Source organism: Sphingobium sp. RS1, assembly GCF_056156825.1.
Map to the genome: position 1 here is coordinate 3,598,929 of NZ_JBLZXE010000002.1, position 15,779 is coordinate 3,614,707.

17 protein-coding genes are annotated in these 15,779 nt (G+C 64.0%); 11 read left to right on the forward strand and 6 right to left on the reverse strand.

Annotated elements, in window-relative coordinates:
• Positions 1 to 25 precede the first annotated feature (25 nt).
• Positions 26 to 1,696, forward strand: a complete 1,671-nt coding sequence (locus ACNHGR_RS19370) for an MFS transporter (protein ID WP_475288125.1) — start codon at positions 26 to 28, stop codon at positions 1,694 to 1,696.
• 16 nt (positions 1,697 to 1,712) lie between these two features.
• Here the strand turns inward: ACNHGR_RS19370 and ACNHGR_RS19375 are convergent, their stop codons facing one another.
• Positions 1,713 to 2,312: a nucleotidyltransferase family protein gene (locus tag ACNHGR_RS19375; protein WP_184270953.1), complete on the reverse strand. Its 600-nt coding sequence runs from the start codon at positions 2,310 to 2,312 to the stop codon at positions 1,713 to 1,715.
• A gap of 154 nt (positions 2,313 to 2,466) precedes the next feature.
• Here ACNHGR_RS19375 and folE point away from each other — a divergent pair, with 154 nt between their 5' ends.
• From folE to bluB, 9 genes are all read left to right on the forward strand, one after another.
• Complete coding sequence (gene folE / locus ACNHGR_RS19380) at positions 2,467 to 3,072, forward strand: GTP cyclohydrolase I FolE (protein WP_184270956.1); 606 nt, start codon at positions 2,467 to 2,469, stop codon at positions 3,070 to 3,072.
• Positions 3,069 to 3,908 carry an SDR family oxidoreductase gene (locus ACNHGR_RS19385; RefSeq protein WP_475288127.1) on the forward strand — a complete coding sequence of 280 codons (840 nt, stop codon included), beginning with the start codon at positions 3,069 to 3,071 and terminating at the stop codon, positions 3,906 to 3,908. Before folE ends, ACNHGR_RS19385 begins: the two co-directional genes overlap by 4 nt.
• 31 nt (positions 3,909 to 3,939) lie before the next feature.
• Complete coding sequence (locus ACNHGR_RS19390; RefSeq protein WP_475288128.1) at positions 3,940 to 4,719, forward strand: enoyl-CoA hydratase-related protein; 780 nt, start codon at positions 3,940 to 3,942, stop codon at positions 4,717 to 4,719.
• Between the two features lie 194 nt (positions 4,720 to 4,913).
• Positions 4,914 to 7,298: a TonB-dependent receptor gene (locus tag ACNHGR_RS19395; RefSeq protein ID WP_475288130.1), complete on the forward strand. Its 2,385-nt coding sequence runs from the start codon at positions 4,914 to 4,916 to the stop codon at positions 7,296 to 7,298.
• Positions 7,298 to 8,527: a dipeptidase gene (locus ACNHGR_RS19400; protein WP_475288131.1), complete on the forward strand. Its 1,230-nt coding sequence runs from the start codon at positions 7,298 to 7,300 to the stop codon at positions 8,525 to 8,527. Before ACNHGR_RS19395 ends, ACNHGR_RS19400 begins: the two co-directional genes overlap by 1 nt.
• A 142-nt stretch (positions 8,528 to 8,669) precedes the next feature.
• Entirely contained in the window at positions 8,670 to 9,299 is a 630-nt protein-coding gene (locus ACNHGR_RS19405) for a class I SAM-dependent methyltransferase (protein ID WP_475288133.1), read from the forward strand.
• Positions 9,300 to 9,370: 71 nt separating this feature from the next.
• Positions 9,371 to 10,303: an ABC transporter ATP-binding protein gene (locus ACNHGR_RS19410; protein ID WP_184270975.1), complete on the forward strand. Its 933-nt coding sequence runs from the start codon at positions 9,371 to 9,373 to the stop codon at positions 10,301 to 10,303.
• Positions 10,300 to 11,070 (forward strand): ABC transporter permease, encoded by a 771-nt coding sequence (locus ACNHGR_RS19415; RefSeq protein ID WP_475288134.1) that lies wholly within the window; start codon positions 10,300 to 10,302, stop codon positions 11,068 to 11,070. Before ACNHGR_RS19410 ends, ACNHGR_RS19415 begins: the two co-directional genes overlap by 4 nt.
• Positions 11,067 to 11,735 (forward strand): 5,6-dimethylbenzimidazole synthase, encoded by a 669-nt coding sequence (gene bluB / locus ACNHGR_RS19420; RefSeq protein ID WP_475288135.1) that lies wholly within the window; start codon positions 11,067 to 11,069, stop codon positions 11,733 to 11,735. The genes ACNHGR_RS19415 and bluB overlap by 4 nt, the downstream gene beginning before the upstream one ends.
• 25 nt (positions 11,736 to 11,760) lie before the next feature.
• On the opposite strand, the gene ACNHGR_RS19425 is transcribed toward bluB, so the two are convergent.
• From ACNHGR_RS19425 to ACNHGR_RS19445, 5 genes are all read right to left on the reverse strand, one after another.
• Positions 11,761 to 12,081 carry a hypothetical protein gene (locus tag ACNHGR_RS19425; protein ID WP_184270981.1) on the reverse strand — a complete coding sequence of 107 codons (321 nt, stop codon included), beginning with the start codon at positions 12,079 to 12,081 and terminating at the stop codon, positions 11,761 to 11,763.
• Positions 12,082 to 12,171: 90 nt separating this feature from the next.
• On the reverse strand, positions 12,172 to 13,482 hold the full coding sequence (locus tag ACNHGR_RS19430) for an MATE family efflux transporter (RefSeq protein ID WP_475288484.1): 1,311 nt from the start codon (positions 13,480 to 13,482) through the stop codon (positions 12,172 to 12,174).
• A 186-nt stretch (positions 13,483 to 13,668) separates the two neighbouring features.
• Positions 13,669 to 14,598 carry a DUF808 domain-containing protein gene (locus tag ACNHGR_RS19435; RefSeq protein ID WP_475288137.1) on the reverse strand — a complete coding sequence of 310 codons (930 nt, stop codon included), beginning with the start codon at positions 14,596 to 14,598 and terminating at the stop codon, positions 13,669 to 13,671.
• An 87-nt stretch (positions 14,599 to 14,685) separates the two neighbouring features.
• Positions 14,686 to 14,922, reverse strand: coding sequence for a hypothetical protein (locus tag ACNHGR_RS19440; protein WP_475288138.1), 237 nt, complete (start codon positions 14,920 to 14,922; stop codon positions 14,686 to 14,688).
• Positions 14,919 to 15,251, reverse strand: a complete 333-nt coding sequence (locus ACNHGR_RS19445) for a hypothetical protein (protein ID WP_475288139.1) — start codon at positions 15,249 to 15,251, stop codon at positions 14,919 to 14,921. The genes ACNHGR_RS19440 and ACNHGR_RS19445 overlap by 4 nt, the downstream gene beginning before the upstream one ends.
• 128 nt (positions 15,252 to 15,379) lie before the next feature.
• Between ACNHGR_RS19445 and ACNHGR_RS19450 the strand changes: the two genes are divergently transcribed.
• Positions 15,380 to 15,685, forward strand: a complete 306-nt coding sequence (locus tag ACNHGR_RS19450) for a plasmid stabilization protein (protein ID WP_475288141.1) — start codon at positions 15,380 to 15,382, stop codon at positions 15,683 to 15,685.
• Positions 15,686 to 15,779: the final 94 nt, after the last annotated feature.

The window sequence follows — 15,779 nt, forward strand, 5'->3', positions numbered from 1 at the left end:
GCATAGCGGCCTATATCCCCCCGACATGGACAGTGTGACGCAAGCCCCGACTCAGGACCCGCCTTCGCCGCTCTCCATCCCCGTCTTTCGCGCCGTCTGGACCGCCAGCCTTGCGTCCAATTTCGGTGGCCTGATCCAATCGGTCGGCGCCGCGTGGATGATGACGTCGCTTTCCGCCTCGCCGCAACTGATCGCGCTCGTCCCGGCGGCGACGACGCTGCCGATCATGCTGCTATCGCTCTGGGCCGGGGCGGTGGCCGACAATCTCGACCGGCGCAAGGTGATGATTGCCTGTCAGGCGTCGATGCTGCTGGTATCAACCATATTGGCGGCGACCGCCTGGGCCGGGCTGGTGACGCCCTGGCTGCTGCTCGGCTTCACCTTCCTGATCGGCTGCGCCACCGCGATCAACGGCCCCGCTTGGCAGGCGTCGGTGGGCGACATGGTGCCGCGCCATGTGCTGCCCAGCGCAGTCGCCATGAACTCCATGGGCTTCAATCTGGCGCGCAGCGTCGGCCCGGCGCTGGGCGGCGTTATCGTCGCGGCGGCGGGGGCGGCTGCGGCCTTCCTCACCAATGCGGTCAGCTATATCGCGCTGCTGACGGTCTTGTCGCGCTGGCGCCCGGAACTGCCGCCCAAGCTGCTGCCGCGCGAACGGCTGGGCGTGGCGATGCAGGCGGGCCTCAGCTATGTCGCCATGTCGCCCAAGATCAAGCTGGTGCTGCTGCGTGGCGCGGCCTTCGGCATCGGCGCGAGCGCGGTGTCGGCGCTGATGCCGCTGGTCGCGCGCGACATATTGGGCGGCGGCGCGCTCACCTTCGGCATGACCAGTGGCGCCTTCGGCATCGGCGCGGTGCTGGCCGCGCTGTCGACCCGCCATTTGCGCGCCCGCTTCTCGATCGAAACGATGGTACGCTCGGCCGCCCTGATCCTGGCGCTGGGCACGGCCATCACCGGCGCGAGCGGCTGGCTGGCGCTCGCTTTGCTGGGCTATCTGCTTGCCGGCATGGGCTGGGTCACGGCGCTCGCCACCTTCAACGTGTCGGTCCAGATGTCCGCGCCGCGCTGGGTCGTGGCCCGTGCCGTCTCGCTCTATCAGATGACCGCCTTTGGCGGCATGGCGATCGGCGCCTGGCTGTTCGGCTGGATTGCCGAGCATCATGGCGTGGTGGACGCCCTCTATGCCTCTGCCGCGGCCCAGTTCGCGGCGGCGATGCTGGGCCTGCTGCGCCCGCTGCCCCAGACCGGCGAGGAAAATCTCGACCTTCAGAACAGCTGGCGCGAGCCTGACACCGCCGTGCCGGTGGAGCCGCGCAGCGGCCCCGTGGTCGTTACCATCGAATATCGCATCCCGGCCGGATCGGTCGTACCCTTTCTGGCCGCTATGAGCGAGCGGCGGCGCATCCGCCGGCGCGACGGCGCTCATGGCTGGTCGCTGATGCGCGATCTGGGCGATCCTGAATTGTGGGTCGAACGCTATCATGTGTCGACCTGGCTCGACTATGTCCGGCATAACCAGCGCCGGACCGTGGCCGATATCGATAATAGCGAGACGATCCGTGCCCTGCATGTCGGGCCGAACACCCCGATCGTGCATCGCATGCTGGAACGGCAGACCGGGTCGCTGCCGATCAGTCGCGCCCCCGATGCGCGCGAAATCAGCGATCCGATGACCGACCCGACCCGGTCGAGCTGATTATCGGGGCATTACTTCATTCTGGCGTGATCGGGCGCCAGCCGGGCAGGTCTTCGGGCGTATCGACGTCGTGCAGGATATTGCCCGTCGTTTCGATCTGGATACCGTGGCTCAACAAGGCCCGCGCGCCCTGATCGCCCTTCAGCGCCAGCAATTCCGGGAAATGCTTGCGCCCGATGAAGGCCGGGGGAGACGAGGAAAAACCATCCGTCGATGCCACTACCGAGCGGATGTCCTCCGCGGCCAGACAGATGCGGTTATAATGGGTCTGGGGCACGTCCGGCATGTCGGCCAGGCACACCAATATGCCGCGGATCTTGTTGTTGGGCATGACATATTCGACTGCGCGCACGATGCTGCCGGATATGCCGTCTTCGGGCTGGTCGTTGACGAGGATCGTGTAACCCCGCCGGTCGAGCTTGCGATGGATCACCGGGGCAAATTCGATCGGCCGGACGACCGCGATCAGTTCGGCAAAGGCCATGGAGGCGACCGTTTCCAGTACATGCGCCGCCATCGGCTTGCCGCGCAGCACGGCCATCAGCTTGTCCTCCTCGCCAAAGCGGGAGGATGTGCCGGCCGCCAGCAGCACGGCGGCGATCCGTTCAGTACGCATGATATATGATGAGCAGAGGCATTGTAGCGTGGCGATCCCGTATTCGCCCGATTTGCCACCACTATGATCTTGTGTCCAGCGGCCCGAAAGGGACTGGCCATCGCGCAGCCCAGCCGCCATATGCGGGACCAACAGCATAAGGAGTGGCCGGTTCATGGCATGTGACATCGACGCCGAAACCGTGGGCGAAGGCAAGGAGCCGGTTCCGGCCGAAGTCAGCGAGGCGATCCGTACCCTGATCCGCTGGTCGGGCGACATGCCCGAACGCGAGGGGCTGATGGAAACGCCCGAGCGGGTGGCGCGCGCCTGGCGGGAATATTGCCGCGGTTACAATGATGATCCGGCCTATCACCTGTCGCGCATCTTTCACGAGGTGGGCGGCTATGACGATGTCGTGCTGCTCAAGGACATTCCGTTCCAGTCGCATTGCGAACATCATATGGCGCCGATCGTCGGCCGGGCGCATATCGCCTATCTGCCCGGCGACTATGTGGTCGGCATTTCCAAGCTGGCGCGCGTCCTTCACGCCTATGCCAACCGGTTGCAGGTGCAGGAACGGCTGACGTCCGAAGTCGCCAACTGCATCTGGGAGCATCTCAGGCCCCAGGGCGTCGCCGTGGTGATCGAGGCGACCCATGGCTGCATGACCGGGCGGGGCGTGCGCACGCCCAATGTCATCATGAAGACCAGCCGCATGCTGGGCGTGTTCCGCGACGATGAAAAGTCGCGCGAGGAAGTGCTGAAGCTCATCGCTTCATGAGCGGCGAGGAAGAACCTTCCTATCGCCCGCTGGGCCGGGCGCGCAGCGATGCCGCCCCGGTCGGCGCCCCGCTGGCGCCCAAGCGGCTGGCGCTCGTTACCGGCGGGCATCGGCGGCTGGGCGGCATCATCGCCGCCACGCTGGCGAAGGCCGGCCATTCGCTCGCTATCCATGGCAGCCACGACACGCGGCTCGATTCCCATCTCGCGCTGACCTTCGAGGAGGAGGGCACCGAATGGGAGGGCTTCGTCGTCGATTTCGCCGATCCCGAAGGCGCGGAGGAACTGGTGGCGCAGGTGGCGGAGCGGTTCGGCCGGCCGCCCGACATCCTCGTCAACAGTGCCGCCATCTTCGGGCAGGACCGGCTGGAAACGGTGACGGCGGATGACCTGATGCGCCATTATGCGGTCAATTGCGCCGCGCCGACCCTGCTGACCAAGGCATTTGCGACCGTACCGGCCGGGGTGGGGGATCGCTGCATCGTCAACATCCTCGACCAGCGGATCGACCATCCCCATGCCGACCAGATGGCCTATACCTTGTCCAAGCTGGCGCTGGCGGGCCTGACCCGCACCAGTGCGCACAGCCTGGCGCCCAGGGTCCGGGTCAATGCCGTCGCGCCGGGGCTGACCATCGCGACGCCCGATTATGACGAAGCACAGATGGAGCGGCTGGCCGAACTGATGCCGCTCGCTCGCCTGCCGCAGGCGGAGCAGATTGCGCAGGCGGTCCTGTATCTGGTGGAGGCGAGCGCCGTGACCGGCCAGACCCTGTATGTCGATGGCGGCGCGCACCTCAAAAGCTACGAACGCGATTTCATGCATCTGTGCCGATAATAAGCGGCATGTCCAAGCCGAAGGATAAGAGATGAGCTACGAGACGATTCTGGTGGAACAGCGCGATGCAGTCACGCTCATCACGCTCAACCGGTCGCAGGCGCTCAATGCGCTGAACAGCCAGGTGCTGAAGGATCTGAGCGCCGCCTTCACCGCCTATGATGCGGACCCGACCCAGCGTTGCGCAGTCCTGACCGGCAGCGGCGAAAAGGCCTTTGCGGCGGGTGCCGACATCAAGGAAATGGTCGACAAGCAGGCCGCCGACTTCTTCCTGGAGGATTTCTTTTCCGGCTGGCAGACCGGCGTGGTCGCCACCCGCAAGCCATGGATCGCGGCGGTGCAGGGCTTTGCGCTGGGCGGTGGCTGCGAACTGGCGATGATGGCGGATTTCATCATCGCGGGCGACACGGCCAAGTTCGGCCAGCCGGAGATCAAGCTGGGCGTAGCGCCGGGCATGGGCGGATCGCAGCGCCTGACCCGCGCCGTGGGCAAGGCGAAGGCGATGGAAATGTGCCTCACCGGCCGGATGATGGATGCCGCCGAAGCCGAACGTTCGGGACTGGTGAGCCGCATCGTACCCGCCGCCGATTTGCTGGAAGACGCGCTCAAGACCGCTGCGACGATCGCCGCGCTGCCGCCGATGGCCGCGATGGTGAACAAGGAAATGGTCAACATCGCCTTCGAAACCGGGCTGGCGCAGGGACTGCTGACCGAACGGCGCCTGTTCCAGATACTGACCGCGACCGAAGACAAGAAGGAAGGCATGACCGCCTTCGTCGAAAAGCGCGCCGGCGTCTGGAAGGGACGCTGAATATTGCAGTAAAGCCTGTTTCTGAAATTCCCCGCAATAGATTGAAAACTCTGCCTTAGGCTGAGAAATTCTCATTGGCCGATGGTGGAGTTAACGGACACTCTCGTTTCACAAGAAAACGCAGAAACCATGTGGAGAGGCACGCTTTCGGGCGGGTCTCTCCATTTTTGCGTCGTGAAACAGGGAGCCTTTGAATGTCCATATCTTCGTCCATCCGCCTGTCCTCTCGCGCGGCGCTGCTGATTGCCTGCGCCGCCGGGGCGCTCAGCGCTGCCCATGCGCAGGAACCGGCGACGGGCGATGATGAGACGATCACCGTTACCGGGCGCCGCATTTCGCAATCGGCCGAGGCGATCGGTGAGGACAAAGTGACCAACGTCGTCGCCGTGACGCGCGAAGCTTTGCTGTCCGCGCCATCGGGCATTTCGGGCCTTAAGATGCTGGAGCAACTGCCCGGCTTCAACGTGCAGACCGACGGTGCGCTGGGCCTCTATGAATTCGGCAACAGCGTCCAGACCCGCGCCTTCAACCTCGACCAGATCGGTTTCGTGGTCGACGGCATCCCCACCGGCCGCAGCGATGCCTTCGGCGGCAGTCCCGTCTTCCGTTATGTCGACAATGAAAATCTGGGCGTGGTGGAAGCGGCGGTGGGTGCGGGCGATGTCGGCCTGCCCAGCTACTCCACGCTTGGCCCGGTGGTGCAATATAACAGCATCAAGCCGCAGGAAGAGGCTGGCCTGTTCGTGTCCCAGAGCTTCGGCGACTTCAACATGAAGCGCACCTTCATCCGTGCCAGCACCGGCCAGGTCGGGCCGTTCCGCGCCTATGTCAGCCGCACCAAGCTGAACACTGACCTGTGGCGCGGTGACGGCACGGTCGATCGCGAGCATTGGGAAGGCATGGTCCATGCCGATCTGGGCGGCGATAGCTGGGCACGGTTTAAGTTCGTGTCGAACAAGTTCAACGATTTCGATTCTCCGACGCTCAGCCGCAGCCAATATCTGACCGGCACCGACATCGGCGGCAAGAGCGGCCGGGATCGCGGCTATATCTCGGTCGTGCCCAACACCACGCCGGGCTTCGCGCCGGTCGCGGGCGGCCCCGCCTACAGCAACGCCAACTATGCCTATACCAACACGCTCGCCATCAACGTACGCGATGACAAGCTCTATGGCGGCACGGTCCACGCCGGGATCGCCGATGGCGTCTGGGCCGAAGCGACAGCCTATTATGAAGACAAGGGCGGTTATGGCGTATCGCCGGACACTTATGCCAACAGCCTGCTTTATTATACCCGCGAAACGGCCGCCGGTATTGCGCTGACCGCGCCCAAGGGTACGCAATATGGCCTGTCGACCGTTGGCGGCAATCGCTACGGCCTGACCAGCAAGCTGCATTGGGAAATTGGCGCGCACGCACTGGAAGTCGGCCTGTGGGGCGAGGTCGATACCTATAACCGCACGCAGGCGCGCTACAACACGACTGATGGCTCGCCAGCCAGCGCGCCTAATCTCGACGAACTGGTCTATGTCCGCCGTGACTATCAGAGCCAGCGCAACACGACGCAGGCCTTCGTCAAGGACCGGATTACGCTGCTGGACGACCGGCTGATCTTCGACCTGGGCGTCAAGGCGCTGCATATCGACTATCGCTACAATGGCTATCGCGACTTCAACGATTATTATCGCAATGCTGGCACCACCGCGTCGCCGGTCTGGGTCGCGGGCTGGGGTCCGCAGACGCTGCGCACCAGCTATAGCGACGGCTTCCTGCCGCAGGCAGGCGTGCTCTACAAACTGGACAATCAGAGCCAGGTCTTTGCCTCTTATGCGGAGAATATGGCCCTGCCAAAGGGGCTGGACGACATCTTCTCCGTCTCGCTCGCCAGCACATCGACCGGCGTCCCCGCGCCTGCGCCGGAGCGGTCGCAGAATTTCGAAGCAGGCATCCGTACCAATCAGGGGCAGTTCTACGCGTCTTACGCCGTCTATTACACCAAGTTCAAAAACCGCATCCAGTCGATCGGGTCGATCCTGCCCGGTACGACCAACGTCATCGAAACCTTCTATCAGAATGTCGGCAGGGTGACGGCCTATGGCGCGGAATTCAGCGGCACTTACAAGCCGAGCTACCTGAACGGCCTCGCTTATTTCAACCTCAACGCCACCTATAATATCGCCAAGTTCAAGGATGACATCGTCACCGCGACGACCACCTATCAGACGGACGGCAAATATATCCCCGACAGCGCCAAGTGGATCGTCAATGGTGGCGTGACCATCGAGCCGGCCAGCTGGCTGGTGGGCAATTTCAGCGGCAAATATACCTCGCGCCGCTGGTCGACCTTCGACAATTCGGCCGGCTCCAGCGTCAAGGGCTTCACCGTGTTCAGCGCCTATGTCGATATTGGCGACGGCATCAGCCTGGGCCCGGTCAAGGGCGTGAAGGCGCGCTTCAACATCGACAATATCTTCGACAAGGATACGCTGTCCTACATCTCGGCATCGGTGACGGGCGACGGCAATTTCCGCCCGCTGTCGCCGCGCACCTTCCAGTTCACCATTTCGGGTGAAATCTGATGCGGGCTGCCTTGATGATGGGAGCGGCGCTGATGGCGCTGCTCCCCCTGACTGCACAGGCGGAACAACCAGTCGTTTCGAAGCAAGTGTATCAACTGCACCAGAAGCTGCTGACGCTCGACAGCCATCTCGATACGCCCGCCTCGCTGGACCTGCCCGGCTGGTCGATCGAGGAGGGGCATGACGTCCATGGCGACTATACCCAGGTCGATCTGCCCCGCATGAAGAAGGGCGGTCTGGATGGCGGTTTCTGGGCCATCTATACGGGGCAGGGGCCGGTAACGATCGAGGGTTTCCGCAAGGCGCGCGACTTTGCGATCCTGCGTGGCCTGTCGATCCGTAACATGGTGGCGGCGGACCCGGCCAATTTCGCGCTGGCGCTGGAGGCGAAGGACGCCGCGCCGATCGCGGCAGCGGGCAAGCGGGTCGTCTATCTGTCGATCGAAAATGCCTATCCGCTGGGCGAGGACGTCACCCTGCTCAAGACCTTCTACGACATGGGCGTGCGGATATCGGGCTTTGCCCATTTCGCGCACAACCAGTTCGCCGACAGCAGCACCGACCCGTCGGGCAAGCCGCGCTTCGGCGGCCTCAGCCCGCTGGGCAAGGAATTGCTGAAGGAAATGAATCGCCTGGGCATCGTGCCCGATGCGTCGCACAGCAGCGATCAGGTGCTGGACGATCTGCTGGCGCTGTCGACCACGCCGATCATCCTGACCCATTCGGGGTGCAAGGCGGTCTATAACCATCCGCGTAATATCGACGACGATCATCTGAAGGCGTTGGCGGCCAAGGGCGGCGTGATCCAGATGAACGCCTATGGCGCCTATCTGCGCAAGTCGCAGCCCAATCCGCAGCGGCAGGAGGCGTTGAAGGCGCTGTTCGGCCAGTTGCGCGACGATGCCAAGCTGTCGCCGGAAAAGCGGGCCGAACTGCTGGCCAAGCGGCAGGAGATCGACCGGCTCTATCCCGATACCGACCGGCCGACCTTTGACGATTTCATGGCGCATATGCTCCATGCGCTGAAGGTCGTGGGGCCGGATCATGTCGGGATCGGTGCGGACTGGGACGGCGGCGGCGGCGTGGTCGGCATGGAGGATGTGGTCGACCTGCCCAAGATTACCGCCGCGCTGCTGAAGGCCGGCTATAGCGAGGCGGATATCCAGAAAATCTGGTCCGGCAATGTGCTGCGCGTGCTGGCCGCGAACGAGGTGGGGAAGGGGCAGTAAATCCAGCCTATTGCGGCACGATTTCGACAACTGGTCCAAAGTTGGAGGCGGGCGGCGTGATCGACACGCGAAAGTCAATCGACGTCGCCCTTTCACCTCGCTAAGGGAGTCGGGATGGATAATATGCGGTCGCATCACGCTTATGCAGCATAAGCCCAAGCGCAGCCGGGCAATCGCCCTGCCCAGTGGCGAGTTTCGCGCCCGCGCAACCGAATATCTGGATTTCCTCGCCGCCTGGGTGAAGAAGCCGCGCCAGACTGCGTCGGTCGTGCCCTCCAGCCGCTATCTCGCGCGGCTGATGGTGGCGCAGATCGATCCGCAGGATGGCCGCGTGCTGGAACTGGGTGGCGGCACCGGGGTGTTCACCCGGGCCATATTGGAAACCGGCCTGGCGCCGGGAAAGCTGGAGGTGGTGGAGATCAACCCCGCCTTCGCCCGTGGCCTGCGTCGTCATTTCCCGCAGGTGTCGATCCTGGAAACGCCGGCGCAGATCGTGTCGACCGCGACCGCCGGCCAGCCGGGCGATTATCAGACTGTGGTCAGCGGCCTGCCGCTGCTGGCGATGGATCGCTACATGCATTTCGACATCTTGTCCGAATCCTTCCGCATGCTGCGCCCGGGGGGCAGCTTCGTGCAATTCACCTATTCGATGCGGCCGCCGGTCAATCGCGAGGTGATGGAAGCGCTGGGGCTGGATGTGGTGCGCTCTGGCCAAACCGTGCGCAATTTCCCGCCGGCGACGGTGTTTCGCTTCTTCCGCAAGGGCGAATAGCAAAGGCGCAGGTTGCACTGCGCCATCGGCCTCCTATCTTCGCGACAAAGCGAACAGGGGCAGAGCCATCCATGGCATCCATCATTGAAATCAACGGCCTGACGAAACGCTATGCGTCGGGCTTCGAGGCGCTGAAAGGCGTCGACCTGACGATCGAGGAAGGCGAGATTTTCGCGCTGCTGGGCCCGAACGGCGCCGGCAAGACGACGATGATCTCGATCATCTGCGGCATCGCCCGTGCCACCGGCGGCAGCGTGACCGTCGCCGGGCATGACATCGTACGCGACTATCGCGGCGCGCGCACCGCCATCGGGCTGGTGCCGCAGGAACTGCATACCGACCAGTTCGAGCAGGTGATCGACACCGTCCGCCTGAGCCGCGGGTTGTTCGGCCTGCCCCGCAACGACGCCTATGTGGAAAAGATCCTGCGCGACCTGTCGCTGTGGGACAAACGCAATAACCGGATCATCGAATTGTCGGGCGGCATGAAGCGGCGCGTCATGATCGCCAAGGCACTGAGCCATGAACCGCGCGTGCTGTTTCTGGACGAGCCGACCGCCGGCGTCGATGTCGAGTTGCGCCGGGACATGTGGAAGCTGATCGGCGAACTGCGCCAGACCGGCGTCACCATCATCCTGACCACCCATTATATCGAGGAGGCCGAGGAAATGGCCGACCGGGTGGGCGTGATCAACAAGGGCGCGCTGATGCTGGTCGAGGAAAAGACCGCGCTCATGAAGAAACTGGGCAAGAAGACGCTGACGGTCGTGCTGGCCGATGCGATGGAGACGGTGCCGGCGGAACTGGCCCAATGGAATGTCACGCTGAACGGGGACGGCCATGAGATCGAGTATATTTTCGATACGCAGGCGGAGCGGACCGGGGTGTCATCGCTGCTGCGCAAGCTGGGCGACCTTGGCATCGGTTATAAGGATCTCAATACCAAGCAGAGCAGCCTGGAGGATATCTTTGTGAGCCTCGTCCATCAGGAGAAGGCCGCATGAGCCTCCAGAATTTCCACGCCATCGCATCCATCTACAAGTTCGAACTGCACCGGTTCCGCCGTACTTGGCTGACCGGGCTGCTGGTGCCGGTCATCACCACGACGCTGTATTTCGTCGTGTTCGGCGGGGCGATCGGGTCGCGCATGACGGAGGTGGACGGCATCGCCTATGGTGCCTTCATCGTGCCCGGCCTCATCATGATGTCGATGCTGACCGAAAGTATCTTCAACGCCAGTTTCGGCATCTACATGCCCAAATATAGCGGCACCATCTATGAACTGCTGTCAGCGCCCATTTCCGCCACGGAAACGGTAATCGCCTATGTCGGCGCGGCGGCGACCAAGTCGCTGATCGTGGGGACGATCATCTTCCTGACCGCGCATCTGTTCGTCGATATCCAGGTCGCCCATCCCTTCGCCATGGCGGGCTTCATGATCCTGATCGCGATCAGCTTCTGCCTGTTCGGCTTCATCCTGGGCATCTGGGCGCAGGGTTTCGAGCAGCTGCAGGTGATCCCGCTGCTGGTCGTGACGCCGCTCACCTTCCTCGGCGGCGCCTTCTATTCGGTGCATATGCTGGCGGACCCGTGGCGCACGATGACTCTGTTCAACCCGATCGTCTATCTGATCTCGGGCTTCCGCTGGACCTTCTTCGGCCGGGGGGACGTGGGCATCGAATATAGCCTGCTGTTCGTCGCGGCGATGCTGGCTGTGTGCCTCGCCATCATCGGCTGGATGTTCCGGACGGGCTATCGGCTCAAGAAATGATGGCGTCCGGCGAAGGCGGGGAGGGCGCCGTTCCGACCTTTGGCCCGACCTTCGCGGCGGATCTCGACATATTGCTGCAATGGCGGCGCGATGTGCGCCATTTCGATAGCCGCCCCGTGACGAAAGCGGACATGGACGAACTGCTGCGCTGCGCCTGCCTCGCGCCGTCGGTCGGCAATGCGCAGCCATGGCGGTTCGTGCATGTGCGGACGGCCGCCATTCGCGCGGCGCTGGCGGCGCATATCGATGCGGAAAGCGCGGCCGCGGCCGATCGCTATGCCGACCCGGCGCAGCGCGCCCACTATCTGTCGCTGAAACTGCATGGCGTGCGCGAGGCGCCCGAACTGCTGGCCGTTTTCTGTGATGAGGCGCCCGCCGCAGGGCATGGGCTGGGCATTGCGACCATGCCCGAAATGCTGCGCTATTCGACCGTTCTGGCGATCCATAATCTGTGGCTGGCGGCGCGGGTGCGTGGCATTGGCCTGGGCTGGATATCGATCGTGGAGCCGCAGATGGTCGCGTCGATGCTGGACGTTCCAGGCCACTGGACGTTGATCGCGCTGTTGTGCATCGGCTATCCGGCCGAAAACAGCCGAACGCCGGAACTCGAAAAGCGGGGCTGGCAGGCACGCGAGCCGCTGGCCGACCGCATCCTCGAACGCTGACCGGCGCGGCGGCGTCAGCGCAGGATCAGGCGGCCTGGCTTTCGGGCGTCACCGCGAACAGGGTCACGCCCTTATATTTGTCGTCGGTTTCGTTGTAGAGGCCGTACATCGCCTCGAACGCCTCATCCAGCACCTGAATGTCCGACAGGCCCACCAGCTTGAAGGTGCCCAGCTTCAGCTCGCGCGGGGGCGTGCCGTTGCGGTCGGTGGTCACGGCATCGATGAACATTTCATCATGGCGCGTGTAGAGGATGTGCGGTGCCAGGGTGACGACCATCTTGTTGTAGGTCACCTTCAGGCACTTCTGGAGCGCGATCGCTTCAAAAATCTCGGTCGGGGCTTGCATGATTTCGCTTCCCTGACCGATTTGCGTGATTCTTTCAATTGCTTTGTGCGCTGCACCATGTCCCTTCCGTGCAATCGCCGCGACGAATCGTTAGGCAGGAAGCAGCCCCAGCCGTTCGCGCAGGCTCCAGCGGGTGATGAGCAGGATCGCCACGGCGCCAAGGCCACTGGCCAGGCCGAACCAGATGCCGAGCCCCTCCATGCCGAGGGGAAAGGCGAGCAGCGTGCCGACGCCAAGGCCGACGATCCAGTAGCCGATCAGCGCGAAGATCATCGGCACTGTCGTGTCCTGCACTCCGCGCAATACGCCCGCGCCCACCGCTTGCGCCGCATCGACCAACTGGAACAATGCAGCCACCGCGAGGAAGCTGACCGCGAGCGCCGCCGTGCGGGCATTGGCAGGGTTGGACAGGTCGAGAAAGGCCGACACCAAAGTGCGCGGCATCAGGATCAGCAATGCGGCGGCGCAGCAGGCAAAGCCGGTGCCGATCATCAGCGCCAGCCAGCCGGCCCGGCCGATGCCCGCATGATCCTTGCGCCCATAGGCGATGCCGACACGGATGGTCGCGGCCTGCCCGATGCCCATTGGCACCATGAAGACCAGAGCGGCAATCTGGATCGCAACAGCATGGGCGGCGAGCGAGTCCCGGTCGATCAGCCCCATCAGGAAGGCCGATGCGTTGAACACGGTGGTTTCGAAGCCCAGCGTGATGGCGATCGGCAGGCCGAGCGCCCAGACCTGCCGATGTCGTTCGCGATCGCGAGTCCAGAAGCGGCCCATCAGCCGATAACGGCGGAAGCGCCGATCGATCAGGATGACGGTCAGCAGGCCGAAGAAGAGGAAGCAGGAGGAGAGGGTGCTGGCGAGGCCGGCGCCGAACAGGCCGAGCGCAGGAAAGCCCAGATGGCCGAAGATCAGCGTCCAGCCGACAAGCACGTTGAAGGGGATGGCCGCCAGCATGATGATGAGGCCCCAGACCGGCCGTTCCAGCGCGGCGATGAAGTTGCGCAGCGTGGTGAAGCCGAGAAAGGGGAGCAGTGCCCATTGCAGGCCATGCATCAGATGGCCGGCTTCGCGCGCCAGATCGGCATCCTGCCCCATGGCGAGCAGGATCGTCTCGCACTCCCAGAGCAGGAGCCAAGCCGGCAGCACGAAGAACAGGGCGGCGCGCAGCGTCTGCTGGACGGTACGGCGCACGTCGCGGACGCTGTGGCGCCGCCGGCCCCGCTCGCTGGCGATCAGGGGAGAGGCGGCGGTGACCAGACCCATGCCGAACAGCAGCAGCGCGTGGAACAGGTTGATGGCGAGCGCACCGGCCGCCACCGCCTCTGCCCCGATCCGACCGAGCAGCAGCAGGTCGGTGGCGGCGATCGCCGACCAGGCGATATTGCCCGCGATCATCGGCAGCGCCAGCGCGATCAGCGCGCCGGCCTCGATACGCCAGGGGGAGGGGGTGGTCACGTCTTGCCGTCCGAATTTCGGCCGTTCGCCCTGAGCTTGTCGAAGGGCCTTTCTTCCTGAAAACAAGAGCAGGGCTTCGACAGGCTCAGCCCGAACGGGTAGAGATGGGATGCTCTGTTAGAAGCCTCAGTGCTTTTTGAACAGGTGCAGCACGCCGACGATGATGCCGCCGATCACCAGCCCGACGATCGCGCCGCCGATGGCGTTTACCAGCCAGTCGAGAAAGCCGCCGATGGCTGGGATGGCATGCGCCGCGCCTTGTGCGACATGGTGGATCGCACCGGGGATCAGGTCGAGATGGAATTCGTGCAGGCCATGGACGATCAGCCCGCCGCCGACCCACAGCATCGCGGCCGTACCGATCACCGCCAGGATCGACATCAGCACCGGCATCGCCTTCACCAGGCTACGCCCAAAGGCTTGCGTGCCAGCGCCATCCTTCTTGGCGAGGTGCAGGCCGATATCGTCCATCTTCACGATCAGGCCGACGACGCCATAGACGCCGGCGGTGATGAGAATGGCGACGACCACCAGAATCAACGCCTGTTCCCACACCGGTTCGGTCGCGACCGTGCCCAGCGAAATCGCCATGATCTCGCCCGACAGGATGAAGTCGGTGCGGATCGCGCTCGATACTTTCTGATTTTCCAGTTCCGCGCTGCTGTGCGCCTTGACCGCTTCTTCGGCGACGTCATGGCCGCCCTGCACGGCCTCCAGCAACTTTTCCACCGCCTCGAAACAGAGGAAGGCGCCGCCCAGCATCAGCAGCGGCGGCAGCAGCCAGGGCGCAAAGGCGCTCATCAGCAGCGCGGCGGGCAGCAGGAAGAGCAGCTTGTTGCGCAGCGATCCCTTGGCGATCTTCCAGATGATCGGCAATTCGCGGTCGGGGGTCAGGCCCATCACATATTTGGGGGTGACGGCGGCGTCGTCGATCACCACGCCCGCGGCCTTCGTACCGGCCCGGCCTGCGGCCGCCGCGACATCATCCAGCGAGGTCGCCGTCAGCTTGGCAATGCCCGCCACATCGTCGAGCAGCGCGATCAGACCCGAAGGCATATCAATATTTCCCCTGTTGCGGACGCAGGGCGCGCCCGCTGCGCTTCATAGAGGGCGCGCAGCAGGGGGGCAAGGAACTGCTGGGGTTCAATAATTTCCCGGCGGATCGCTGGCGGGGAAGCTTTCGTCGGACTGTTCGTCCACCATGTCCCAGTCCCCTGCCGCGATGCCCTGTTGCGGGCCCGCTTCGCGGATGAAGCCGGACGATCCGGCCGATTCCTCTGCCTCGCCCGTGCCCATCCACTCGCGCCAACCCTTGAAGGCGCCCTTGATGGCAAAGGCGCCAAGGCCCGTGACGACGGCCAGTTTCAACAGCCCCTTCATGCCTCTTTCTCCTGCCCATGGTGCAGATGAACCCAGTCGGCCCGGTCGTGCCGCACGGCGTCGGCGGTCAGGCGAATCTCGCCTTCCTCGTCGGCGCCGCCGGCTTCGTCCGGTTGCGCGCCGGGTTGGGGTAAGGACCAGCGGTCGCGCAGCGCGGCGTCGATCATCGCCGCCCATGTGCGCGCATCGCCGACGGCGCGCATGGCGGCGTCCGGCTCCTTGATGAGGGCAAGGATGCTGGCGGCATCCTCCACCCGCGCGGGCCAGTCATCCGGTTGCGCAGCGGCCAGATGACGGGCGAGGCGTTCGATGAGGGCGCGGTCTTCCATGCTGGATCGAACGCGTATCCGGCATCGCTGTTCCCCGGCCGTTCCCGATATCGTGACGAACGCGGATCGATTTGAACGCGGATCGCGACAGCGAGTTGGACAGGTGTTGGCGCATCAGGAGATCGGCCATGCCGCAGGGTGACAAGAGCAGTTATACCGACAAGCAGAAGCGCAAGGCCCGAAATATCGAGCAAGGCTATGAGGCGCGCGGCGTCGATGAGGAGGAGGCGCAGCGGATCGCCTGGGCGACGGTGAACAAGGAATCGGGCGGCGGCAACAAGTCCGGTTCCGGCCGGGGCAAGCCGGAAAGCCATGCCTCTTCGCGCAAGGGCGGGCGGAAAGGCGGCGCGGCGTCAGCCCGGCGGCCGGCGTCGGACCGAGCGACATCGGCGAAAAAGGGCTGGGAAACGCGGCGAAAACGGGCCGCGCAATGACCTTGTGTGGCGCAAATGCGACGCTGTCGCAAAATAGGACGGCCTGTCGCTGCTTTGCGCTCAGGTAATATTGCGAAACATTATTAATACCCCT